A 24,067-nucleotide genomic window follows, 5' to 3' on the forward strand; every position below is an offset into this window, starting at 1 on the left:
TTATACCTGAAAATCTTTTTTAGAACAAAAAAACCGGCAGCAAGGTATAGGCCTGCTGCCGGTCTTCTAATTGAGTGGTCTCCAGTTTATGGTTTTAGTACCACCTTCAGGCAGTTGTCTTCTTTTTTGTTGAAGATGTCGTACATGCGCGACGCTTCTGCCAGGGGCACGGTGTGGGTAATGATGTCGTCGAGTTTTACTTTGCCTTCCTGAACCAGCGAGATGAGGTGATCGATGTAGCGGTGCACCCAGGCTTGGCCACCACGCAGGGTCAGCCCCTTGTCGAACCACTTGTACAGCGGGAAGTTGTTGTAGGGCGAGCCGTAAACACCCACCACCGTCACAGTACCCGCGCGTCGTACGGCGTCCATGCATTTCTCGAGTACCTTCATAGTGCCTTTTTCCATCTGCACAACGTTCATGGCTTTTTCCAGCACGGTGCGGTCGGCCTCCATACCTACGGCATCCACGCACACATCAGCCCCGTAGCCCCCGGTCATATCGCGTATCACCTGCACGGCATCCACTTCTGAAGCATTGATCACCTCCACATTGGCTGATTTGCGGGCTATCTCCAGACGGTAGTGCTCTATATCCACGCCAATCACCCGTTTGGCTCCTTGCAGCCAAGCCGATTTCATGGCCATGATGCCTACCGGTCCGCATCCCCACACCACCACTGTCTCACCTCCTTTCAGCTGCGCCCAGTCAATAGCGGCCCAACCGGTCGGGAAGATGTCTGTCAGGAAAAGCACCTGCTCGTCTGTCAGGTTATCTTGTACTTTGCGTGGACCGTAGTCAGCGTAAGGCACGCGCACGTACTCTGCCTGCCCGCCATTGTAGCCGCCGTAAATATCGGTATAGCCAAACAAAGCGGCGCCGACGCCCTTCATCATCGGGACTTCCCCTTCAGGTCCGTAGTTATCCGGGTTGGAATTTTCGCAGTGCGTGGGAAGTTGCATGTTGCAGTAATGGCAGGTGCCGCAGGAAATAGGGAAGGGCACTACCACACGGTCGCCTTTCTTAAGGTTTTTCACGCCTGTGCCCACTTCCTCGACAATGCCCATGAACTCGTGGCCCATCACCATGTCGCGGCCCTGGGGCACCATGCCGTTGTAGATGTGCAGGTCGGAGCCGCAAATGGCCGTGGAGGTTACCCGAAGTATACAGTCGCGCGCGTCCTCTATGCTGGGGTCATCGATGGTCTCCACCTGTATGTCTTTCATTTTGTGGAATACTGCTGCTTTCATAGTTTATTTTTTAGGTTTCCGTATTAGCTTCTATAAGCTTTTGTATTTTTCAGTACTTCAGTTTAACGTAAGCAGTGAAGGCGGGTTATTGCGGGAACCGTGTTATTGGCCCTGGTGCTGGCTGCGTTTAGTTCTTGTGTTTCAAATATTTACATCATGCAAACTCAGGCTTCTTATACTTTCTCCTTTTTGCGTGAACACGATGTTCCCGCGCTCTACGATACCTATGTGGCGGCTTTTGCCGACTACATCATCCCCATCAAAGTAAGCAGGGAGGAATTTTCCATGAAGTTCAAGCGGGAAGGAGTAGAACCTACCTTCTGTGTGGGCGCCTTCTACGGCGGGCAATTGGTGGGCTTCATAATGACTGGGCTGGGGGAGTGGCAGGGCGTACCCACCGCTTACAACGCGGGCACAGGTGTGATGCCTGAGCATCGGGGGCATCAGTTAACCCAACGGCTCTATACGTTCCTGCTACCCAAGCTGCGCGAAAGTGGCATTGAACAATGTTTGCTGGAGGTTATCGAGGGCAATGTGGCCGCCTTTAAGGTATACCGCTCCCTTGGCTTCGAGGTAAGCCGTTCGCTGGATTGCTACCGGAGCCCCGTTGGCGAATTGCTGCTTTCAGACGAAGAGTCTGAGCCTGTGGCGGAAATCAGGCAGGCTGGCAAGCCAGACTGGAAAACCTATGATAATTTTTGTGATATAAGGCCGAGCTGGCAAAACACCAAAGAGGCTTTTTGCAAAAACCCCGATCAGAAACTGGTGCTAGAGGCCTATGCAGAAGAACAACCGGTAGGCTACCTGGCTTTACTCCCGCGTACAGGCGTTATTGCCCAATTGGGGGTGCATCCGGCTAACCGTAACCAGGGTATAGCGAAGGCGCTGCTGAAAGAAGCGATAAAACAAACCCCGGCCTCGGCCCTGTTGCTGCTCAACATAGATCATACAAGCACCACCCTGGCTGCTTTTTTAGAGCGTATGCATCTCAACCGCTTTCTCACACAGCACGAAATGCTCCTGCGCCTGTAGCAGGTATGGCAATCCCCTTTAATCTGCCTAATTTGCAGCCTGAATTTTTATCACCGGGGCTTCAGTGCTCTTCAAAACTTAATTGTATGAACACTGCGTGGATTTACCTGCTATTGGCAGGTATATGCGAAATTGGATGGGCCTTTGGTCTGAAGTATAGCGAAGGCTTTTCGAAACCTTTGATCAGCATTGTGACGGTCATCGTAATGATTCTGAGCTTTATCCTGCTGGCGCAAGCCATGAAAACGCTGCCGCTCGGCACTGCTTATGCCATCTGGACAGGTATAGGCGCCGCGGGTACCGCCATCCTGGGGATGATTTTCCTCAACGAGCCCAAAGACCTGATGCGGATACTGTGCCTGCTGATGATCGTGGCTGGCGTGGTGGGACTGAAGTACTTTGCCGAAAGCAATTAGCGGCTCAGCTGGAACACGTCGGCCTGCTCTTTGGTGAACAGGTATAGCGTGTTGTTGCTGATCAGGGCGGAGAGGTAGTTCTTGTCGGCAGGCAGGGGCAAGGTGCGCTCCTGAAGCTTGTACAGATCGAAGAAGTGCAGCGCGTTGTCTTTCACAAAGTATAGCTCATTCCCCTTGAAAGATATGTAAGTCACCCCCGCAAAAGGCAGCTTCTTTTTGTAGTTACCCAGGTTGTCGAATACATAGATGCCGCTGTTATAATCGAGCAGGTAGACCATGTTCTGATACTCCCGGATAAAGCGCACATCAAAGCGGGCTTTGTCGAGGATAAGATTGAGCGGGGTTTCGATGATGGGTTTCTGGTAGCGCAGGTCCAGCTTGCTGAGCGTGAAGTCTGATTCGTTGAAGAGCCAGAAGCTGTCGTCGGAGGTGAGGGTGGCTGCCTGTACGTTGCCCATGTAGCCCAGGTCGGTCAGGCGGGTGTTGGCGATGGGGCGCATAAAACGGTCGAGTAGGGTGAGCTCCTGTCGGTCTTCGTAAAAGAGAAAGACTTTCATGGGGTTCCAGGCTTCCACGGCTGTGATGCGTCCCCGGCTGGGAGGCGAAAAAGTGTTGACCGGCTTGCCCAGTGTGTCGATCACAAACAGGTTCTGGCTCTGGTCCATGAGGTATACGCTGCCGTTTCGGGCTACTGACACCGTAGCCGGAGAGGAGATGGCAAAGCTGTGGCTGAAGGTGAGCGCAACCGATGAGTCCGGCTGCTGCGCGAATGCAGGTATAGCCAGCACGGCCAGGAGCAGGTATAGGACTGCGCTCAGGTATAGCCTACTGTTCAAAATACTCCAGTTTAAGGTCTTTGCCATCGTATACGCCGTAAGAGCAAAAATTGACCCATTCTCCGAGGTTCACATACCGGCTGCCGCCGTTAATGGGCATGTCGAGGGGCAGGTGGCGGTGACCGAATATGTAGAAGTCGTGGTGCTGCTCGCTTTCCACTTCTTTGCAGTACTGCACCAGCCATTCCTCCTCCCCAAAAAACTTCTCGTCTTCCTTGGTGTTGCTGATGCGGCTTCTGCGTGACCACCTGTTGGCAATGCCTATACCTGCGTTGGGGTGAAGCCAGCCAAACATCCACTGACAGGCTTTGTTATTGAACACCTTCTTGAGCACTTTGTAAGTGTGGTCGCCCGGACCCAGGCCATCGCCGTGCCCGATGTAGAATTTGTGTCCGCCAAAATTAGTCGAGATGGGCTCCCGGATGATGGGAATGTTGAGCTCTTCCGGGAAGTAGTCGAACATCCACATGTCGTGGTTTCCCGTGAAAAAGAGCACCGGTATACCTGCATCGGTCAGTTCGGCCAGTTTGCCCTGCAGCCGGATAAAGCCCTTCGGTATGGCGTGGCGGTACTCGAACCAAAAATCGAATATGTCGCCCAGCAGCAGGATGGCCGCCGCGTCGTGCTTCACGGAGTCGAGCCAGCGCACAATCTTTTTCTCGCGGGCGCGGCTCTGCTCGGCGTTGGGCACACCCAAGTGAAAGTCAGAGGCGAAATACACTTTCTGGCCGGGAGCCAGCTGGTCAATTCGGAAGGTCATCTATCAGGAAAAGTACGAGCTGTTTTGGGCCGTGAGCGCCCATTACCAATGTTTTTTCGATATCGGCCGTGCGGCTCGGGCCACTCACTAACGATACCATGGAGGGAAAGTTCTCCTTATACTTGTCGCGCACCCGCTGCAGACCATCTTTGATGTCGGGCACCAGTTGGCTTGCTTTGGCCACCACCATGTGCGTTTCCGGGTAGATGCTCAGGCGCCGGCCACCGGCATTGCCCGAACTTACCAGAATACTGCCGGTGCGTGTCACCAATGCTTCGCAAGTAGTGAGGCTGGCCTGTGCTTTTTGTATGAAATCCTCTTCCGTGGAGGTGAAATCTATACCTGCCTGGTAGAGGATGTTCTGCAGGTTGGGCTCCCAAACGTGCAGGAACTCGATCTGCTGCTCTCTTTTCAGATTGAAAAGCTGGTCAAAAAAATCCTCCTCGTCTTCGCAGTATACAAAAAGGCCACTGTTGGCGAGAAAAGTCTGTGCAAAGGCAATGGATTGATCTTCAGCTAGTGGCAAATGCAGAGGCGAGCTGAAGTCAGGGGTGGGAGGCAGAAAAGGCGCTGACTTAGCCAGCGCCTCTCTTACTCTTCTTAATACAATTTCTTTCGATTTTGCTTCGTACATGCTCGGGGTTTATCAAGCAGTTCTGCTGTTAATGGTATCGTTCGGGTTAGCAGGCGCATCGTTCTGAATAGGTGTGCCCGGCACGCTGCCTTGGCCATTCTGCTCCGGGTGCTCTGTCTGGCCAACCTCTACCGGATGCTGCTCGTGGATCACTTCGCTCTTTGTTTTGCTGCGATCCGTACCGGCTGTGTGTGCCTGGTAAGTCGTGAGCTCATCAAAAGGACGTTTGCCAACCAGTCGCTCCAGATCACTCTGGAACAGGATTTCTTTCTGCAGCAACTCCTGCGCCACTATTTCCAGTTCCCTTGCCTTATCCGTCAGCAATTGCTTGGTGCGGAGATAAGCGGTCTCGATGATGTTGCGTACCTCGTTATCGATGGTTTCGGCGGTGGCTTCAGAATATGGCTTGTTGAACGTCATGTCCGTCTGCTTCGAGTCGTAGAACGACACATTACCAATCTTCGCGTTCATACCATACATCGTCACGATGCTGTAAGCCATTTTGGTGATACGCTCCAGGTCACTCAAAGCGCCTGTCGAGATCTTTCCAAATACCAGCTCCTCGGCGGCACGTCCACCCAGGGCCATGCACATTTCGTCGATCAGCTGCTCGGTGGTATACAGGAACTGCTCTTTCGGTAAGTACTGCGCGTACCCCAGCGCGGCAACGCCACGTGGAACAATGCTCACTTTCACCAACGGATCGGCGTGCTCCAGGAACCAACCTGCAATGGCGTGACCCGCTTCGTGGTAAGCCACGATCTTCTTCTCTCCGGGAGAGATGATCTTGTTCTTCTTCTCCAGACCACCGATCACACGGTCGATGGCGTCGTTGAAGTCCTGCTGGTCAACTGCCTTCTTGTTACGGCGGGCAGCGATCAGCGCGGCCTCGTTACACACGTTGGCAATCTCGGCGCCGGCAAAGCCTGGCGTCTGGGCTGCCAATTTACGGGCATCCACATCAGCAGCCAAAGTGAGCGGCTTCAAATGCACATCAAATATCTCAGTACGGCCGTTGATGTCCGGCTTGTCGATGCTGATCTGACGGTCAAAACGACCCGGACGAAGCAGTGCGGAGTCCAGGGTGTCAGGGCGGTTGGTCGCTGCCAGGATGATGACACCCGAGTCAGTTGCAAAACCGTCCATTTCCACCAGCAGGGAGTTCAGTGTGTTCTCGCGCTCGTCGTTGCCACCTGGCGTAGCGCCACGGCTACGGTGACGGCCAATGGCGTCAATCTCGTCAATGAAGATGATACACGGCGCCTTGGCTTTCGCCTGCTTGAACAGGTCACGCACACGGGCCGCACCCACACCTACGAACATCTCCACAAAGTCAGAACCTGAAAGCGAGAAGAACGGCACGTCGGCTTCACCGGCCACTGCTTTGGCCAGCAAGGTCTTACCCGTGCCCGGAGGGCCTACCAGGAGCGCACCTTTCGGGATTTTACCACCCAGGATCGTGAATTTGCTTGGGTTCTTGAGGAACTCCACAATCTCCTGAATCTCTTCTTTCGCCTCTTCCAGGCCAGCCACGTCCTTAAACGTGATCTTTACCTTGTTCTCAGCGTCGAAAAGGGCTGCTTTAGACTTGCCGATGTTGAAGATCTGACCACCTGCGCCACCCGCTGTTACGCGGCGCATCAGGAACCAGAAACCAAACAGCAACAGGATCAGGAAGCCCCACTGGAAGAAGAAATCAGCGAAGCCGGTGCGGGTCTCAATGGTGTAAGGCACACGGTTCTCACGCGGGATGTTCTCCTGCAGTTTTTCATAGTCCTCTTTAAAAGACTCTGCTGTGATGATGGTGAAGTGGTAGTGCGGACCCTGGTCCATATTGCCCAGAGTGCCGCGGCTTGACAGCTCGCGGCTGTACTTTTCATTCTTCAGGGCATCATCCTTCAGGTATATCTCCACGATTTTGCCGTTCACGATGGTTAGTTTCTTCACATCGTTACTGAGCAGCATCTCTTCAAAGTTCTGCTGGGTGGTTTCTACAGAGGCGTTGCTCTTGTTAAGCCAGGTGAGTCCGAAAATAAGTAGGATGAGTACCGCCAGCATCCACAGCTGCATAGTAGGCCGTGGGGGCGTCTGGGGTATCATCGGCTTTTTCTTTTTGTTATTATTTCCTTTATTATTCTTTTCAGCCATGAATGTGTTGTTTCAGATACATGAAATACAGGAAGGAATCCCTCTTTGTTCAGGATTCCTTCTTTGGGTTAAGCATCTTCTATACGTTTGATGCCGGCATCACCCCATAGTTCCTCAAGCGCATAGAATTCGCGCTTGTCTTTCAGAAACACGTGCGCCACTACGTCTACGTAGTCCAGCAGCACCCACTCCTTGTTGGTGCGGCCTTCGCTCTGCCAGGGATTCTGGCGTACGGCTTTAAATATTTCCTCTTCTATGGAAGACGCAATAGCGTCAAGCTGCGAGTCTGATGATGCGGATGCGATCACAAAGTAATCAGACACGGCATTTTTGAGTGACTTCAGGTTAAGAACGACAATATTGCTGGCTTTCTTTTCCTGCATGCCTTTTACTACAAGCTCTGCCAATATGTCTGAATTGGCCTCAGCCTTGGTTTCTTTCATTTGTACTACTTAAATTTGATTTACAAAAGTACTAAATTCTGTTCAATGTATGGTGCCTAATACGCTGTTTATGGGCCAGCAGCTGTTTTTTCTGCCGGTTTGTACATCCACCAACTCCGAAGCCCAGCAGCTACTCCTCAAAAATGAAGCCACAGAGGGCTGTGTGGTGCTTACGGACGAGCAGACGCATGGTCGCGGCCAGCGGGGCAACACGTGGGAGGCAGCTCCCGGGAAGAACATCACACTTTCTGTAATTCTGTCACCTGTTTTTCTGGCTGTCAGGCACCAGTTTCACCTCAACATGGCTGTTTCGCTGGCAGTGCTTGACCTGTTGCGCGAACAGGGGCTGGAGCAGGCCCGTGTCAAGTGGCCCAACGACCTTTACTTCGAGGACAGGAAGCTTGGCGGGATTCTGATAGAAAACACAGTTACCGGTCAATCCATACAACACAGTATCGTGGGGATTGGTTTAAACGTAAATCAGCTTCATTTCGGAATCGGCACGGCCACTTCGCTGGCAGCCGAGGTAGGTACGCAACTCGACGTGAAAAGATTGGTGAACCGGTTACTCGAACTGCTCGAAAAACGCTACCTGGAGCTACGCAGCGGAAGAATCGATAAGTTAAAGTACGAATACCTGCAGGCGCTATACCGTTACCAGGAGTCGCATGGGTATCAGATTGGTTCGGAACAGGTGCAGGGCCGGATTATGGGAGTGGATGAAGTCGGCAGACTGGCGCTTGATGTGGAGGGCGAGCTGCGCTACTTCGCTTTCAAAGAAATCGCTTATATTATCTGAAGCTGAACTTTTTGATGGCCACAATCTGCTGCGGCTCTGGCTCAGTGGGGGTAAGCGGCATTTTGAGCGAAACGTGCATGGTGCTGGCGCCATAGCCTGAACTTAGCTTGGGTGCCTGGATGTGGTGATCGGCCAGTTTGACCGGAAAGTCAGTTATAAGTTGCCAGGAGTTTCCCTTCTGTACGATCGTACCCGTAATCGTTCTCTTTTTAGAAACGCCGTGAATGGTTAGTATACCTGCAGCGGTCACTTTCGCCTCCCCCTTCGCGGAAAACGGACTTTTTTCTGTGATCTTGCCTACAAAGGTCGCTTTTTGAAAGCGGCCGCTTTGCATGTACTTGTCGTTGAAGCGCTCCTGCATGAGCGAATTCAGGAACTGGAAAGAGGTAATGGGAACATCGAATCTGAATTTGCCAGTCTCCAGGTCAACCAGCCCGTTGGCGGACTCGGAGGTGCCCTTGATCAGGCTGAGCGGGGCGCCGGCCTCAAACACGATAGTGCCGATGCCCTTATAGGAGCCTGTCTGGGCCTGTGCCTGCGGGAGTAGCCAGCAAAGGCTGCATACAACTAGGAGTAGCTTTTTCATACATTCTTGTCTTCTCTTCTTGTTCAGCTTTCCTTCTTTTTATTTAACTAATCTGAGCTGAGATAGTTAAGCCCGTTTACTAAAAATAACCCGTCACTGAGGATGTTTTTGTTGTTTAGCCTCCCCTGTCGCTGCTTGCGCATCTGTTCTTTTCTTTCTTTCCGGCACGCCAAGTATAGGAGATCGACTTGACCCAGAGCCCAAACCTGGCTGCTTCAAACTATTTTTTCAAAATTATTGGTCTAAGCCATACGATGTGGCACAAATGAATTAGTGCAATGATTCGTTTGTTTTTGATGTAACGGGGCGTCTGCTGCTGAGTTGCACATTTTATATGTATAGCCCTATAGTTCAATCAGATTCTTTTTATCTTTATAAATGTACTTTAGGCCTCTTTAGGGTTTATGTTGCTTGATTCCGGAAATAAGATAACGGCTTAACGTTATGTGAGGGAGTTAGATTTGGATAGTATAATATTAATAATAGTGGCGGATTTAAAATGTATGAGCTGTGACAGGTGAGTCCAATTTGTATTATCATAACACAGGACCTGATGTAGATGATTTTGCTGAATGCGATGCAACCTCAGGTATAGGTATGGGGTCATGGTGGTGCAAAGGGTATTGAAAGGCATGGTTCTTGATAATGTCCCTGCGATGCCAAATCATGAAAAATCTCAGGTATAGCTATTTCTATAGTATCCTGTATTTTTAATTAGATTTTTTCTATTTACTATATTTTGGTATATCTTTGACAGCCTGCCAGCTCGTGGCCAGGACCTTTAGAAAAGCGAGGTGTGATATATGAGAACTTTTACAAAAATGATAATAACGGCTGTCTTTGCGGTTTCGCATCTGGCAGCATACAGTGTAACGGCCGATGGCCGCTTAAAGGAGGCCGGCGTACTCTCCGCTAACGAAGGGGGTAGCTCCGCCTGGAAAGCCGTTCCTGAAAAGAAAGCCGAAGCCAACGTGCGCGCTGAGAATGCCCGCACTGCTTCCTGGGTTAAGGATTACACTAAAAACAAGAGCAAAAGCCTGTACCTGACCGAGACGGCCTACGCCAGCTCTTCCAGGTTTGTGATCAACTCTTACATGGCCTTTATGCCGGCGCCAGAGCGCCAGACGCCTTCGATCAATGCCTACCCGAACCCTTCGCGTGGCATTACCCGCGTGCAGCTGTCGCAGGTAGGTATGAGTGAGAACTACAAGCTGAAGATCTCGAACACGATCGGTAAGGTGATGGAAACGCACGAGCTGCCGGTGACGCACTCCAACGTTTTCGTACTCGATATGACAGGATACCCTGCCGGGGTGTACTTTTACAGCCTGCTCGTGAACGATAAGACCGTGGAAACGAAGCGTTTGATCCTTCAGAAATAAAAGGGAGCTATACCCGTTCATTAGCGAAAGCCAGTTGAGAGACTGGCTTTTTTTTATTGCCAAATCGCCAAAGGTGCGCAGACACCGATTTATTTAGTATTTTCGACGCTGAATATTTGTAAGTTGCTATGACGGATTATCGCAAGATAAACAACCTCGTAGGCTGGCTCGTGTTTTTGATCGCGACCGCCGTGTATGTATTGACGCTGGAACCTACTGCCAGTTTTTGGGACGCGGGCGAATTCATCGCCTGTTCTTACAAGCTCTTAGTGCCGCACCCTCCGGGGGCACCGTTCTACTTGCTGGTAGGCCGTATGTTCTCCATGTTCGCCAGTGACCCGACCCAGGTGGCCTGGTGGGTGAACCTGCTCTCCGCCCTTTGTAGCTCATTTACCGTGCTGTTCCTGTTCTGGTCCATCACCATCCTGTCGCGCCGCCTGCTGGTGAAGGAGGAGGGAGTGGCGCCTGCTAAAGGACAGACTGTGCTAATCATGGGAGCCGGTGCCGTGGGTGCGCTTGCCTATACCTTTACAGACTCAGCCTGGTTCTCTGCTGTAGAGGCGGAGGTATACGCCATGTCGTCTTTCTTTACCGCCATTGTATTCTGGGCCATGTTGCGCTGGGAGTCCAAGGTAGGGGAGTCGCTCTCCGACAAGTGGTTGATTCTGATCGCCTACCTCATCGGCCTTTCGATCGGGGCGCACTTGCTGAACCTGGTGGCTATACCTGCACTGGCCTTCATCTACTATTTCCGTCTGTACAAACCAAGCTGGAAAGGCGGCCTGATCGCGTTTCTGATCAGTGCTGTGATCGTGGTTGCCATTCTGTGGGGCATTATTCCTGGCCTGCCGTCGCTGGCCGGCAATGTGGAGGTGTTCTTTGTCAACTCACTGAGCCTGCCTTTCGGTTCGGGCATCATATTCTTTGTGATTTTGCTGGTGGCGGCCATCATCTACGGTATCCGCTACTCTATCCAGCGCAATCTTCGTGTGCTGAACACTGCCATCCTGTGCTTCACCTTCATCCTGATCGGCTACTCGTCTTACATGATCATCCCGATCCGCTCATCTTATGACCCAACCATCGACGAAAACGACCCGGAGGACATTCTGAGCTTTGTGTCATACCTGAAGCGTGAGCAGTACGGTGACCGTCCGCTGCTTTACGGGCCGCAGTACAATGCGCAGCCTGTGGCGCAGGAAGAGGGAGCACCACGCTATGTAAAGGGCAAAGACAAATACGTGATGGCAGGACGTAAGCTCGAAACCATTTATGACAGCAAAGACAAAACCCTGTTGCCGCGCATTTACAGCGACAATCCGCAGCACCTGCAGGAGTATAAAAAATGGATAGACCTACAAGAGGGACAGGCGCCGACCTTTGGCCAGAACCTGAGCTTCCTGTTCCGCTACCAGTTAGGCCACATGTACTGGCGCTATTTCCTCTGGAACTTTGTGGGCCGCGAAAGTGACGTGCAGCAGGCGGGCGTGCTGTGGTTCGGCAAGCCAACCGACGGCGTGCCCGACCGGGTGGCCAACAGCAAGGCGCGCAACACCTTCTACCTGCTGCCGCTTATCTTCGGTATCGTCGGTTTGATCTACCAGATACGCAAGAACGAGCGCGATGCCTTTATTGTGGGCCTGCTCTTCTTCTTCACAGGTATAGCCATTGCCCTATACCTGAACCAGCCGCCCATAGAGCCGCGCGAGCGCGACTATACCTTCGCGGGTTCCTTCTACGCCTTCTCCATCTGGATCGGTCTGGGGGTGCTGGGTATAGCCGAGCTGCTCAACCGTGGCCTGCGCAATGTCACGACCAGCGGGGCCATCGCCACCGTTATTGGTCTGGCAGTGCCAGGTATACTGGCCGCCGAAGGCTGGAACGACCACGACCGCTCTGACCGCTACCATTCTGTTGACTCTGCTAAAAACCTGCTGGACTCAGTAGCGCCAAACGGCATCCTGTTCACCAACGGCGACAACGATACCTTCCCGCTGTGGTATGCGCAGGAGGTGGAAGGCTACCGTACCGATGTGCGTGTGGCCGTGCTCAGCTACCTGAACACCGACTGGTACATCAACCAGATGAAGCGCCAGGCCTACGAGTCCGATCCATGGCCGCTGACGCTGGAGAATGAAAACTACCGCCAGGGCACCAACGACTACCTGCCTTACGTAGAGCGGCAGCAGGTGGCAGCAGGTATAGATCTGAAGCAATTTATCAGTCTGGTGCGTCAGAACCATCCGGCGCTGCAGGTACAGGCAGGCAGCGGCACTTCGCTGCTGAGCTTCCCGACCAAGAACTTCTTCCTGGATGTGGACCAGGGCAAAGTAGCAAAGGCGGGCTTTGTCGCCAAAGATTTCCAGGACCAGATCGCGGGCCGTATGCAGTGGACCATCAACAAGTCGCTGCTTGAGAAGAAGCACCTGATCATACTCGACCTGTTGGCCACCAACGAGTGGGACCGTCCGGTGTACTTTTCCACGACCGTGAACAGTGCCGATTTTATGGGCTTGTCGGAATACTTCCAGCTCGAGGGCCTTGCCTACCGCGTAGTGCCGGTTAAGGTGAGCAGCGAGGAAGCGCCAGGTTTCCTCAACAAGGAGCTCATGTATAAGAACATGATGAACTTCAGCTTCCGCAACTTCAATGATCCGAGCATCTTCTACGATGAGAACTACTTCCGTTTCGCCGCCAATGCCCGCGACAAGTTTGGTAAGCTCGCCGCCGAGTACCTGATGAGCGGCGACAATGCCCGCGCCAAGGAGCTGGTGGACCACTGCTTTGAGCAGCTGCCGCCAAGCACTGTGCCTTACGACTACTATACGCCGCAGTTTATTTCCATTATGGCGGACTTAGGGGAAGAGGAGCGTGCGAAGAGCCTGTGGGAAGACATGGCCAAAAACTCACGTGAGTCAGTGGACTATTACCTCGAAAAAGGCGCCCTGTTCGATATGGAGATACAAACCAACCTGTTCATCATGCAGCAGCTAATAGGCGAGGCGCAGGCCATCGGCGAAGAGCAGAAAGCAAAAGAACTGCAGGATGTGTTTGTGCAATATCTGCAGCGCATGCGGCGTTAAACAAAATAGAGAGTTAAACAGTACAAAAGCCGAACCCGTTTGTGTGTTCGGCTTTTGCTATTTTCGGGTGCCTGCTTTATCTTCAAGCTAATGAAACAGATAAGTCTTCTTACCTGCCTGTCCGTGCTGCTACTGCTCTCCTCATGCGGCAGTTCGGACATTGCCTATGCGCCGATGTACCGCGACACTGCGCCCGTTGCCTCCAGATCAGAGCAGCCCGAGGTCGTCTTGCAGCACGGCTATTACAGCACAACCGACAGCCTGCACCTGATCCTCCGCTTTGAAGAGCTCCGGCAATTGCTCGACCTGACGCAGACCGCTGACCGTGTGGACTTCACGATCCGATCCGGCAGTACCGAACGGGACATGCTCCTGCTGCGCGACACGGTGCAGGTACTGCCTCAGTACAGGGTGGCGTCGAACGGGACCCTGGAAGTGCCGGTGACGGTGCCTGCCAAATATGTAGCGGCGGGCAACACCATGCAGGTAAGGCTCTGGATAAAACTGGCCGGCCAGGAGCGCCTCGGCGTGTCCCACCGACTGGCGCTAAACCCCAACATGCTGCGGAAAGACTTTATGCTCCTGCACGTGCGTACGAATGCGCCGGTACTGCGTGGCTTTGCCACCACTACAGATAGCCTATACCTGTGGCAGCCAAGCGATACCAGCGGTTCTGCCACTTTCAGGGTGCAGCAAGTGGATTATACCTTGCAGCCTGCCTTGCCCCCGATGTCAACGCGGCAGGAGAGTTTGCCTGAAGTGCCGCGAGCTGCCGGAGACACGCTTCCGCTGGCCGTTCTGGATACCTTTCGTTTAGAGCAGGAGGGGCTATACCTGTTGCGCACAACATCAGGCGCTACGCAGGGCCTAATGATGCAGGCCGGTACCTACCCACTCATCACCCGCGTGCAGGACATGATCACTCCGCTCATCTACCTGACCACCTCAGCTGAGCGGGAGGCGCTCTACAGTACCCAGGATAAGAAAGCGGCCGTGGATAGCTTCTGGCTGAAAATTGCCAAAGACAAGAAGCTGGCGCGTGAGTTGATCCGGGGCTACTACACCCGCGTCGAGACGGCGAACAAGCTCTATACCTCATTCAAGCCCGGCTGGGCGACCGATCGCGGCATGATCTACATCATCTATGGCAAGCCGCACAATGTGAGCGTCAGCCCCGATGCCGAGACCTGGATCTACCGCGAATCGGAGGCGACGCCCTACGTCAAGTTCGTATTTACGAAAAAAGAGAATACCTTTACCGAAAATCACTTTGAGCTGGTACGGAACCGTGAATACGAGGAGAACTGGTACAGCACTGTAGCAAGATGGAGAGCAGGAATAATAAATTTGTAGGTGGAAACCGCTATGGCGGCCCCAGAACTCCGAAGGAGGATAAAATGGAAATGATCTTTGGCCTCCGGCCGATCATAGAGGCAATGCTGGCCGGCAAGGTGCTGGAGAAGATCTTTGTACAGAAGGGCGCCCGGAATGCCAACACAGATGAGCTGCTTGACCTGGCCAAAAAGCACGATATACCGGTTGCCAGCGTACCGATCGAAAAGCTCAATAACCTGACCCGCAAAAATCACCAGGGAGCGGTTGCCTTGATCTCAGCGATCACGTACATGCCGCTGGATGAGATCGTCACGTCACTTTTTGAGAAAGGCAAAAGCCCGCTGCTGCTGATACTGGATCGCATCACGGACGTGCGAAACTTCGGTTCCATTGCCCGTAACGCTGAGTGCATGGGCGTGGACGCGATCGTGATACCGAGCAGGGGAGGCGCCCAGATCAATGCGGATGCGATTAAAACTTCGGCCGGTGCCCTGCACCTGGTGCCTGTCTGCCGCGAGCAGAACCTGAAACACACGATCGACTACCTGAAGGACTACGGCGTGCAGATCGTAGCCTGTACCGAAAAGACGGAGCATAACCTGACTGATAACACCGTGGACTTCGTCGGCCCAACTGCTATTATCATGGGCAGTGAGGAAGACGGCATATCACCGGAGTACCTCAAGCGTGCTGATGCCAAGCTGCGTATTCCGCTCATAGGCCAGATCGGGTCACTCAACGTGTCGGTTGCCACGGGCATCATCCTGTATGAAGCCATGAGCCACCGCCTGCGCGAGAGCGGTTACTCCAGCCAGAACACATTTGAGCCGAGATAAGCAGGTATAGCCTCACCGATTGAAGGTATAGCTATCGGGAATAGATAAAGAAAAGGGGAACGCTGCCAGCAGCGTTCCCCTTTTTCGTTCTGAACTATACCTCAGCAGGTATAGAAGTTCGGTATGCTAGATATATTCGGCGCCTTTTTTAGACTTGGCATCCGACATGAATTCTTTCACTTTCTGTTCTTCGCTCAGGCGGCAGATCATCAGCACATTGTCGTGCTCGGCCACAATATAGCCTTCCAGCCCCTCTACGACCACTAAGCGGCCTTTCGGAGTTTTGATGATGCAGTTTTTGGTATCGTAAAGCAGTACATCACCGCCTACCACGTTGCCCGCTTCGTCTTTCTCGTTGATGGTATAGAGCGAGTTCCAGGTGCCTAGGTCGGACCAACCAATGTCGGCCAGCACCACATACACATTGTCCACCTTCTCCATAATGCCATAGTCAATGGAAATGTTGCGGCAGTGGGAGTAAGCCTTCACTATGAAGTTGGCTTCTTTGGGCGTGTGCAGGTTCGCGGCGCCTTCTTCAAAAATCTCACTTATCTCAGGCAGGTACTGTCTGAAGGCCCTCATGATGCTCTGCACATTCCAGATGAAAATGCCGGAGTTCCACACAAAGTCGCCGCTGTTGAGGAACATCTGCGCCAGTTCCAGGTTCGGCTTCTCAGTGAAGGTCTTTACCTTCTTGATGGTCTGCGACTCGTCGTCGATGTACTGGATATACCCGTAGCCCGTGTCAGGTCGGCTTGGCGTGATGCCGAGCGTGATGAGCACGTCGTCGCTGTCGGCAGCCTCCACCGCTTTTTTGATGACCTGGGTAAAGGCGTCCTGCTTCAGTACCACGTGGTCCGAAGGTGTCACGATCAGGTTGGCGTTGGGGTTGACCTGCGCAATTTTGTACGAAGCGTAGGCAATGCAGGGAGCGGTGTTGCGTCCGATCGGCTCAAGCAGTATCTGGTTGTCGCTCAGTTCCGGCAGCTGCTCCTTCACCAGGTTTTCATAGTCGCGGTTGGTCACCACGTATATGTTTTCGGGTGGGCAGATATCCTTAAACCGGCTCATGGTCATCTGGAGCATGCTTTCGCCTACGCCCAGAACATCGTGAAACTGCTTTGGGAAATCGGTACGGCTAAAAGGCCAGAAGCGGCTTCCAATGCCGCCTGCCATGATAACCACATAAGTGTTTTCGTTCATGTCTATATGAGTCCTTCTTTCAGCAAATCGTGGAGGTGTACGAATCCCTCGAATTTACCTGCTTTAGTGACAATGAGTTGTGTGATATTTTTTTCCTGCATGATAGCAAGGGCTTCTGCGGCATAGGTCTCAGGCTCTATGGAAAGAGGGGAGGCTGTCATGATATCTGATGCGCGTATACCTTCTATCGAATCATATTTGTTGAGCATACGGCGTAAATCGCCATCAGTTATAATTCCCACCAATTCTGCCGTTCCGTCCTTTACAACGGCGGTGGCACCCAGTCTTTTAGAGGAGATTTCGATGATAATATCCTTCAGCGCGGCATTCTCTGAAACCTGTGGGGCCATGTTCTGGCGGAAGATATCGTCCACCTTCAGGTAGAGGCGCTTGCCCAGTGAGCCGCCCGGATGCAGGGTGGCAAAGTCGGCGCTGCTAAAGCCGCGGGCTTCCAGCAGGCTGACGGCCAGCGCATCGCCAAGCGCCAGCGCAGCCGTGGTGCTGGTGGTGGGGGCCAGGTTGTGCGGGCAGGCTTCACGCTCCACGGAGGCATTCAGCACAAAGTCTGCGCTCTGGGCCAGGTATGAGTCCGTGCTCGAAACCAGGGCCGCCAGCTGCGCGCCTTTGCGTTTGAGCAAAGGAACAAGTACCTTTATCTCAGGCGTGTTGCCACTCTTAGAGATGCAAATCACAAAATCATCGGGTTGGATCATACCGAGGTCGCCGTGAATGGCATCAGCCGCGTGCATAAAGAGCGCAGGCGTTCCCGTCGAGTTGAGGGTGGCGACAATTTTGGTGGCGATGTTGGCACTCTTGCCTATACCTGTCACCACAACGCGGCCTTTGATGTTCAAAATGGCTTTGACACAATCTTCGAAGCTTTCGTCGATAAAATCCGCCAGTCTGGCGATTGCCTCGGCTTCGTCGGTCAATACTTTTTTTGCTGTGAGGGCTATATTATTAAGAAGATTCAATTTAAATTTGTGTTAAAGGTATCCTACACGGGATACGTTGCTTTACAGTTAAATTTCTGATTTATTACATGTCTACCAAACAGGAGATCAATCTCAAGAACAAATTAAAGGAAGTTTTTGGGTATAATCAATTTAGGGGGAATCAGGAGTTGATAATAAACAACATTATCAACGGAAAGAACACCTTTGTGATTATGCCGACCGGAGCTGGCAAGTCGTTGTGCTACCAACTGCCTGCCCTATCGCTGCCGGGAACTGCCATCGTTATTTCGCCGCTTATCGCCCTGATGAAAAATCAGGTGGATCAACTGAACGCTTTCGGGGTGAACGCCCAATTCCTGAACTCCACGCTTTCTAAGTCGGAGATCAACAAAGTGAAGAAGGAAACCCTGGCCGGTGAGGTGAAGCTACTCTACGTGGCGCCGGAATCACTGACCAAAGAAGAAACGGTTGAGTTTCTGCGCGCGTCTAACATCTCCTTCGTAGCCATCGACGAGGCACACTGTATCTCGGAGTGGGGCCATGACTTCCGTCCGGAGTACCGTCGCATCCGCGGCATCATCGACCAGATCGGTAACCTGCCGATCATCGCCCTGACGGCCACGGCCACGCCTAAAGTACAGCTCGACATCCAGCGCAACCTGCAGATGGACGAGGCTTCGGTGTTCAAATCGTCCTTTAACCGTACGAACCTGTACTACGAGGTGCGCCCCAAGCACAACACCAAGAAGCAGGTGATCCAGTATGTAAAGAAGCACAAAGGCAAGAGCGGCGTTATCTACTGCCTGAGCCGCAAAAAAGTAGAAGAGATCGCGGAGCTGCTCCGCGTGAACGATATCAAAGCACTGCCCTACCATGCCGGTCTGGACTCCCACATCCGCATGGCCAACCAGGACGCTTTCCTGAACGAAGACGCCGACGTGATCGTGGCGACCATCGCCTTCGGTATGGGCATTGATAAACCGGACGTGCGTTTTGTGATCCACTACGACACGCCGAAGTCCATTGAGGGTTACTACCAGGAAACCGGCCGCGCTGGTCGCGATGGCATGGAAGGCAACTGCATCATGTTCTACAGCTACGACGACATCATCAAGCTGGAGAAATTCAACAAAGACAAGCCGGTAACAGAGCGCGACAACTCCAAACTGCTGTTGCAGGAAATGGCCGCCTACGCTGACTCGGCCGTTTGCCGCCGCAAGCAGCTGCTGCACTACTTCGGGGAGGCTTACGAGAAAGACTGCGGCTTCTGCGACAACTGCCTGCACCCGAAAGAGCGTTTCGAGGCGCAGAACGAAGCGTTGCTGGCCCTCAAAACAATTCAGCAGACAGGGGAGCGCTTCAGCATCGAGCACAACACAGCCGTGCTGACGGGCCTGCGCAACCAATACGTGACCAGCTACGACCACGATAAACTGGAAGTATTTGGGGCCGGCAAGGAGCAAGACGCCCAGTTCTGGAGCTCCGTGCTGCGCCAGGTGTTGCTGTCAGAGTACCTGGAGAAGGATATCGAGCAGTTTGGCATCGTGAAGCTCACCCAGAAAGGGCTTGACTTTATCGCCAACCCGCACCCGATCCAGCTGACCAAAGACCACGATTATGAGCAGGAGGTAAAAGAGGACGAGGAGAAAGAGGAAACGCAGGCCGCCGCCGGCCACGACGAGGTACTCTTCGATCTGCTCAAAAACCTGCGCAAAAAACTGGCCAAGGAGAAAAACCTGCCCCCTTATGTGCTGTTCCAGGATCCATCCCTGAAGGAGATGGCAACCGTGTACCCTACTTCCCGCGACGAGCTGGCGTATATAGCCGGTGTAGGAATGGGCAAGGTGCAGAAGTTCGGTAAGCCTTTCCTGGACCTGATCAGCAAGTATGTAGAGGAGAATGACATTGTGACGGCCGCTGATGTGGTGGTAAAGACCACTGTCAACAAGTCCAAGATCAAGATCTACATCATTCAGCAGATAGACAAGAAAGTAGATTTGGAGGAGATCGCCTCTTCTAAAGACCTGACCATGCAGGAGCTGATCGAGGAGATAGAGCACATCTGCTACTCAGGCACCAAGCTGAACCTGAACTACTACATCGACAATATTCTGGATGATGAGCGCCAGGATGAGATATCCGACTACTTCATGAGCGCCAGCACCGACAACATAGCGGTGGCCCTCAAGGAGCTTGGCACAGATGACTACAGCGAAGAGGATGTGCGCCTGATGCGGATCAAGTTCCTGTCGGAGTATGCGAACTAAATTGTTGCTTGCTGATTGATGATTGTTTGGTGACGATCAGCAGTGAGAAGAATAATAAGCAGGGAGAGGCCGTTGCAGTAGTGCAGCGGTCTCTTTTTGTTTGATGCTATACTTGGCGGGGAAAGTAAAAACCATGATTTTTGCTGTACTGCGGCTTATAAATTTATAACTTCGCGACGACGCTTTTGGTAAGGCTGAGAGCACCGAATAACAACTAGCAATTAGATTATGAACGTACTGATAATAGGTTCCGGAGCGAGAGAGCATGCGCTTGCCTGGAAACTGAGCCAGAGCCCATACGCCGAGCAGATATTTGTCGCACCCGGAAACGCAGGCACTGACGAGTTTCATACGAGCTGCGCCATCGACATCCACAACTTCGATGAGGTTGCCAAGTTCGTGACCGATTTCAATATCATGATGGTGGTGGTAGGTCCTGAGAACACCTTGGTGGAAGGTATACACGATTACTTCCAGGAGAAGGATTTTCTGCGTGATGTGCTGGTAGTAGGCCCTAAAAAGCTGGGTGCGATGCTGGAGGGCAGCAAAGATTTCTGTAAGGCCTTTCTGCAAAAGTACGACATCCCGACGGCACGCTACGAAACATTCACCGAAGCGAACTACCGCGAAGCCGTAGAGTACCTGCGCTCACACAGTTACCCCGTGGTGCTCAAAGCCGACGGCCTGGCTGCCGGCAAAGGCGTCATCATCGCGCAGAGCTTCGAGGAAGCCATTGACAGCCTGGAGGCCATGCTGCGCAACCATAAGTTTGGCAAGGCAGGTAGCAAGGTAGTGATCGAGGAGTACCTGCAAGGTATAGAGGTGTCGGTGTTTATTTTGACGGACGGCAAAGAGTATGTGCTGCTGCCCGAGGCAAAAGACTACAAGCGCATCGGAGAAGGCGATGCAGGCCTGAACACAGGAGGTATGGGCGCTGTTTCGCCTGTTCCGTTTGCCGACGACGCCTTTATGCAGAAGGTACGCGAGCGTGTCATCGAGCCAACCATCCACGGCATGCAGGCCGATAACCTGGACTACACCGGCTTTCTGTTCATTGGCCTGATGAACGTGAACGGCGACCCCTACGTGATCGAGTTCAATGTGCGTTTGGGCGACCCGGAAACAGAGGCTATCCTGCCGCGCATCAAGTCGGATCTGTTTGAGCTTTTCCTGGCCCTGCACGACCACAAACTTGGCGATTTCAAACTGGAGATAGACCCACGCACAGCTGCCACAGTATTCCTGGTGTCCGGCGGTTATCCCGAAGGCTTTGACAAAGGCAAGGAGATCTCAGGGTTGGGGCAGGTGAACCCTGATACGTTGGTGTTCCATGCCGGCACAAAGCGTATAAATGATAAGATCGTGAATAACGGGGGCCGTGTGATTGCGGTAACCGGACTAGGCGATACCATGGAAGAGGCACTGGCCAAAGCCAACCAGGCAGCCGAAGCAATTACCTGGACCGACCGCTACTACCGCCGTGACATCGGCTTCGACCTGCAGCAGCCAACCCGCTAGGCAGGCTATACCTTAATAAAAACAAAGGCCGGTGTTTTGCGAAACACCGGCCTTTTTGTTGAGATAAGCTCTTAGCTTAGCAGTAAGCTTCGAAAGCGCCCTGCAGGTTGTCTACAATACGGTTAAGCTCGTTGCCCTCAATGTGGTAACGCTCGATCATGTGCACCAGCTCACCATCTTTGAACAAAGCAATAGAAGGAGAGGATGGCGGGTAGGGCAGCATAAACTCACGCGCCTTGGCCACAGCGTCCTGTTCCATACCTGCAAAGACAGTGATCATTTTGGTTGGGCGCTTCTCAGAAGAGGCCACGGCCATCTTCAGAGCAGGGCGCGCCTTAGAAGCGGCGCAGCCGCAAACAGAGTTTACCGCTACCAGCACAGTGCCTTCTTTAGTCGAAAGTGCCTGCTCTACTTCTTCTGCGGTCATCAGTTGTTCGAAACCTGCAGAGGTCAGGTCTTCGCGGATCGGGGCGACCATATATTCAGGATACATTCCCATGATTATCAGCTTTAAATTAAAAGATAATTGACACTGCAAAATTAATCATAATTCTGCAAAAAGGCTAAAAATCAAATGCATAACACTGGCTAGGGAATTTAAAATATATCTTTTTGTATAGTTTTGAGAATATGCATTTTAGCTAAACACAAGGTAAAGAAACAGGGTATACACCCTTATCTCGTTATGCTGTGTTCAGGGCCTGCTCAGCGCACATGGCAATCGGGACTTTTACGCGATTCCTGGCTTAAGACCTGACTATGCAACCTCACTCTTACCCACATCCTTTTGGCATGAAAGGGCTCCATCAGGTGGCTTACTTTTACATGCCCGCTAATGATGGGCGGCCTGCCGAGCTTATCCAGATCCTGAATTGCGACTGCACCTACATTCATGTGCCCATGCGGGAAGAGGACGTCACGCTGGATGCCTTTTTTGTGCGTGATATGACAGAGGCTGAGATACAGAATTTTAGCGGCAATCAGACCTGGCAGATATTCGTGCATTGGGATGAACTCCACGAGGAACATATGCGCTACAAAGTGAGCGGGAAAGTGATCAAGCAAATGGAGCAGTTCAGACAGCGTTTTCCGTTATCTGAAAGTATAGCAGCCTAGGGGCGATTAACAGCAAAACCGAGTAATAGCAAAACTTGGGACAGGTATAGATAGCTACTTATAACGATTAAGGTAACACCATACGAAAAGCCTCTCAGAGAAATCTGGGAGGCTTTTCGTTATCACATCGCGGTATAACCACCATCCACAGCATAAACCGCACCTGTTACAAAGGAAGAATCATCGGAAGCCAACCAAAGATTGGCCTGGGCTACTTCTTCAGCTTTTGCAAAACGCCCGAGCATACTTAGCTGTTTAGCGTATTCCTCCGCATTTAACCCAAACTGTTCCAGCGCACCTCTTAGCATCGGCGTATCAATTGCTCCCGGCGCTACGGAATTGATCCGGATGCCATGGGGAGAATAGTCCATGGCTGCACTCTTTGTTAACCCGATGACAGCGTGCTTCGCAGCAATATAAGCGGGGGTTCCGGGCTGTGGACGAATACCACTTACAGAAGAAGTACAAATAATGGAACCGCCGTCACCCTGTGCCATCATCTGCTGCACTTCATATTTAAGACACAGCGCGACACCCTTTAGGTCGATTGACATTAACCGGTCCCAGTACGCTTCATCAAAATCGGCAATCGGTTTGTCATCAGGCGTGATAGCTGCGTTGTTCAGGGCAATGTCGAGTCTTCCATAAGTTTCAACCGTAAATTTTACCATTTTCTGAACGTCATCGGACTTTGAGACATCCGTTTTCACGAAGGCGCATTCGCCACCTGCAGCCTTTATCTTATCTGTCTGCTCCTGTCCTTTCTCTTCGTTGAAATCAGCGATAACCACTTTCGCCCCCTCTCTTGCAAAAAGTTCAGCCGTTACTGCGCCCATGCCCTGCGCTCCACCAGTGATGATGGCGACTTTGTTTTCCAGCTTTTTCATAGTGTTGATTTTAATCGGTTATGCTTATTTAAGTTCCTTATCAGTAATTGCCATACCTGCAGGATAACAGAGATCTCCTACCAGCTGAGGCAAGCTTAGTCGTGTACCTTTACATTCAGCCTCTTGGTCTGCGGATAATCTTCAGATACTGATCTGTTATACATAACACAATGAATACTTGGTTATGTCCTGTATGTAAATCAAACGAGGAAACAGTTCAGGGGTTGTTCAACCGTTTTTCTATGGCTGGCATTGGAAATGGTGATCAAATTTACGCGGTGGCTAAAACGACTCACAGCCGTGGCGCGGCAGCAGGCCGCTTTCCTTCGCCACAAACAGAGATTTTCTTAAATCAGCAATTTGGGCTAAACCTCCAGAAAGCAGTAACCCCACGCCGTGACCTGCGCATGGTTACTGCTTTTTCATTTGGCTGAATACTAGCCAAATGGAGAGTTGCTGACAAAGCAGTGCGCCCTCAGCCTGCCCGGAAAGTAATGGATCAGAAAATGCCCCGCTTTCTATACCTTGAAAAACCCTTCTGCACAATTCTGAGCCTGTTTTTATAAGCAGAGCCAAATTT

At 52.2% G+C, this 24,067-nt stretch carries 22 protein-coding genes; 11 read left to right on the forward strand and 11 right to left on the reverse strand.

Annotation, left to right across the window (positions count from 1 at the left end; translation table 11 throughout):
• Positions 1-86: 86 nt before the first annotated feature.
• Positions 87-1,250 carry a zinc-dependent alcohol dehydrogenase gene (locus Q4E40_RS05310; protein ID WP_303410497.1) on the reverse strand — a complete coding sequence of 388 codons (1,164 nt, stop codon included), beginning with the start codon at positions 1,248-1,250 and terminating at the stop codon, positions 87-89.
• Between the two features lie 156 nt (positions 1,251-1,406).
• Between Q4E40_RS05310 and Q4E40_RS05315 the strand changes: the two genes are divergently transcribed.
• Both Q4E40_RS05315 and Q4E40_RS05320 read left to right on the forward strand, forming a co-directional pair.
• Complete coding sequence (locus Q4E40_RS05315) at positions 1,407-2,282, forward strand: GNAT family N-acetyltransferase (RefSeq protein WP_303410498.1); 876 nt, start codon at positions 1,407-1,409, stop codon at positions 2,280-2,282.
• A gap of 86 nt (positions 2,283-2,368) precedes the next feature.
• Positions 2,369-2,698, forward strand: a complete 330-nt coding sequence (locus Q4E40_RS05320) for a DMT family transporter (RefSeq protein WP_303410499.1) — start codon at positions 2,369-2,371, stop codon at positions 2,696-2,698.
• Here Q4E40_RS05320 and Q4E40_RS05325 read toward each other — a convergent pair.
• The 5 genes from Q4E40_RS05325 to rsfS form a co-directional block, all read right to left on the reverse strand.
• Positions 2,695-3,561, reverse strand: a complete 867-nt coding sequence (locus tag Q4E40_RS05325) for a hypothetical protein (RefSeq protein ID WP_303410500.1) — start codon at positions 3,559-3,561, stop codon at positions 2,695-2,697. The genes Q4E40_RS05320 and Q4E40_RS05325 overlap by 4 nt on opposite strands.
• The gene (locus Q4E40_RS05330) at positions 3,524-4,294 is read right to left on the reverse strand and encodes a UDP-2,3-diacylglucosamine diphosphatase (protein WP_303410501.1); all 771 of its coding nucleotides are present in this window, start codon (positions 4,292-4,294) and stop codon (positions 3,524-3,526) included. Before Q4E40_RS05330 ends, Q4E40_RS05325 begins: the two co-directional genes overlap by 38 nt.
• Positions 4,278-4,928, reverse strand: a complete 651-nt coding sequence (locus Q4E40_RS05335; RefSeq protein ID WP_303410503.1) for a LutC/YkgG family protein — start codon at positions 4,926-4,928, stop codon at positions 4,278-4,280. Before Q4E40_RS05335 ends, Q4E40_RS05330 begins: the two co-directional genes overlap by 17 nt.
• Positions 4,929-4,940: 12 nt before the next feature.
• Complete coding sequence (gene ftsH, locus Q4E40_RS05340) at positions 4,941-7,076, reverse strand: ATP-dependent zinc metalloprotease FtsH (RefSeq protein ID WP_303410504.1); 2,136 nt, start codon at positions 7,074-7,076, stop codon at positions 4,941-4,943.
• A 68-nt stretch (positions 7,077-7,144) separates the two neighbouring features.
• Positions 7,145-7,519 carry a ribosome silencing factor gene (rsfS, locus tag Q4E40_RS05345; protein WP_303410505.1) on the reverse strand — a complete coding sequence of 125 codons (375 nt, stop codon included), beginning with the start codon at positions 7,517-7,519 and terminating at the stop codon, positions 7,145-7,147.
• Positions 7,520-7,568: 49 nt separating this feature from the next.
• Between rsfS and Q4E40_RS05350 the strand changes: the two genes are divergently transcribed.
• Positions 7,569-8,318 (forward strand): biotin--[acetyl-CoA-carboxylase] ligase, encoded by a 750-nt coding sequence (locus Q4E40_RS05350; protein ID WP_303410507.1) that lies wholly within the window; start codon positions 7,569-7,571, stop codon positions 8,316-8,318.
• Here the strand turns inward: Q4E40_RS05350 and Q4E40_RS05355 are convergent.
• On the reverse strand, positions 8,311-8,904 hold the full coding sequence (locus Q4E40_RS05355; protein ID WP_303410508.1) for a YceI family protein: 594 nt from the start codon (positions 8,902-8,904) through the stop codon (positions 8,311-8,313). The two genes, Q4E40_RS05350 and Q4E40_RS05355, sit on opposite strands and share 8 nt — an antisense overlap.
• A gap of 821 nt (positions 8,905-9,725) precedes the next feature.
• On the opposite strand from Q4E40_RS05355, the gene Q4E40_RS05360 reads away from it, so the two are divergent.
• The 4 genes from Q4E40_RS05360 (at position 9,726) to rlmB (ending at position 15,540) form a co-directional block, all read left to right on the forward strand.
• The gene (locus Q4E40_RS05360) at positions 9,726-10,286 is read left to right on the forward strand and encodes a T9SS type A sorting domain-containing protein (protein ID WP_303410509.1); all 561 of its coding nucleotides are present in this window, start codon (positions 9,726-9,728) and stop codon (positions 10,284-10,286) included.
• Between the two features lie 128 nt (positions 10,287-10,414).
• The gene (locus tag Q4E40_RS05365; RefSeq protein ID WP_303410511.1) at positions 10,415-13,369 is read left to right on the forward strand and encodes a glycosyltransferase family 117 protein; all 2,955 of its coding nucleotides are present in this window, start codon (positions 10,415-10,417) and stop codon (positions 13,367-13,369) included.
• A gap of 90 nt (positions 13,370-13,459) precedes the next feature.
• Positions 13,460-14,722, forward strand: coding sequence for a GWxTD domain-containing protein (locus Q4E40_RS05370; RefSeq protein WP_303410513.1), 1,263 nt, complete (start codon positions 13,460-13,462; stop codon positions 14,720-14,722).
• Positions 14,695-15,540 (forward strand): 23S rRNA (guanosine(2251)-2'-O)-methyltransferase RlmB, encoded by an 846-nt coding sequence (gene rlmB, locus Q4E40_RS05375; RefSeq protein WP_253400785.1) that lies wholly within the window; start codon positions 14,695-14,697, stop codon positions 15,538-15,540. Before Q4E40_RS05370 ends, rlmB begins: the two co-directional genes overlap by 28 nt.
• Before the next feature lie 126 nt (positions 15,541-15,666).
• Here the strand turns inward: rlmB and Q4E40_RS05380 are convergent, their stop codons facing one another.
• Positions 15,667-16,743, reverse strand: coding sequence for a mannose-1-phosphate guanylyltransferase (locus Q4E40_RS05380; protein ID WP_303410515.1), 1,077 nt, complete (start codon positions 16,741-16,743; stop codon positions 15,667-15,669).
• A gap of 2 nt (positions 16,744-16,745) precedes the next feature.
• On the reverse strand, positions 16,746-17,717 hold the full coding sequence (locus tag Q4E40_RS05385; protein ID WP_303410516.1) for a KpsF/GutQ family sugar-phosphate isomerase: 972 nt from the start codon (positions 17,715-17,717) through the stop codon (positions 16,746-16,748).
• A 68-nt stretch (positions 17,718-17,785) separates the two neighbouring features.
• Between Q4E40_RS05385 and recQ the strand changes: the two genes are divergently transcribed.
• Complete coding sequence (gene recQ / locus Q4E40_RS05390; protein ID WP_303410517.1) at positions 17,786-19,966, forward strand: DNA helicase RecQ; 2,181 nt, start codon at positions 17,786-17,788, stop codon at positions 19,964-19,966.
• 228 nt (positions 19,967-20,194) lie between these two features.
• Complete coding sequence (gene purD, locus Q4E40_RS05395; RefSeq protein ID WP_303410519.1) at positions 20,195-21,484, forward strand: phosphoribosylamine--glycine ligase; 1,290 nt, start codon at positions 20,195-20,197, stop codon at positions 21,482-21,484.
• 76 nt (positions 21,485-21,560) lie between these two features.
• Here purD and Q4E40_RS05400 read toward each other — a convergent pair whose 3' ends face one another.
• Positions 21,561-21,977, reverse strand: coding sequence for a BrxA/BrxB family bacilliredoxin (locus Q4E40_RS05400; RefSeq protein ID WP_303411070.1), 417 nt, complete (start codon positions 21,975-21,977; stop codon positions 21,561-21,563).
• Positions 21,978-22,276: 299 nt separating this feature from the next.
• On the opposite strand from Q4E40_RS05400, the gene Q4E40_RS05405 reads away from it, so the two are divergent.
• Positions 22,277-22,600: a hypothetical protein gene (locus Q4E40_RS05405; protein WP_303410520.1), complete on the forward strand. Its 324-nt coding sequence runs from the start codon at positions 22,277-22,279 to the stop codon at positions 22,598-22,600.
• Between the two features lie 122 nt (positions 22,601-22,722).
• Here the strand turns inward: Q4E40_RS05405 and Q4E40_RS05410 are convergent, their stop codons facing one another.
• Complete coding sequence (locus Q4E40_RS05410; protein ID WP_303410521.1) at positions 22,723-23,487, reverse strand: SDR family NAD(P)-dependent oxidoreductase; 765 nt, start codon at positions 23,485-23,487, stop codon at positions 22,723-22,725.
• A gap of 170 nt (positions 23,488-23,657) precedes the next feature.
• Between Q4E40_RS05410 and Q4E40_RS05415 the strand changes: the two genes are divergently transcribed.
• Complete coding sequence (locus Q4E40_RS05415; protein WP_303410522.1) at positions 23,658-23,921, forward strand: hypothetical protein; 264 nt, start codon at positions 23,658-23,660, stop codon at positions 23,919-23,921.
• The last annotated feature ends 146 nt before the right edge of the window (positions 23,922-24,067 follow it).

The organism is Pontibacter coccineus (assembly GCF_030546575.1).
Taxonomy (GTDB): domain Bacteria; phylum Bacteroidota; class Bacteroidia; order Cytophagales; family Hymenobacteraceae; genus Pontibacter; species Pontibacter coccineus.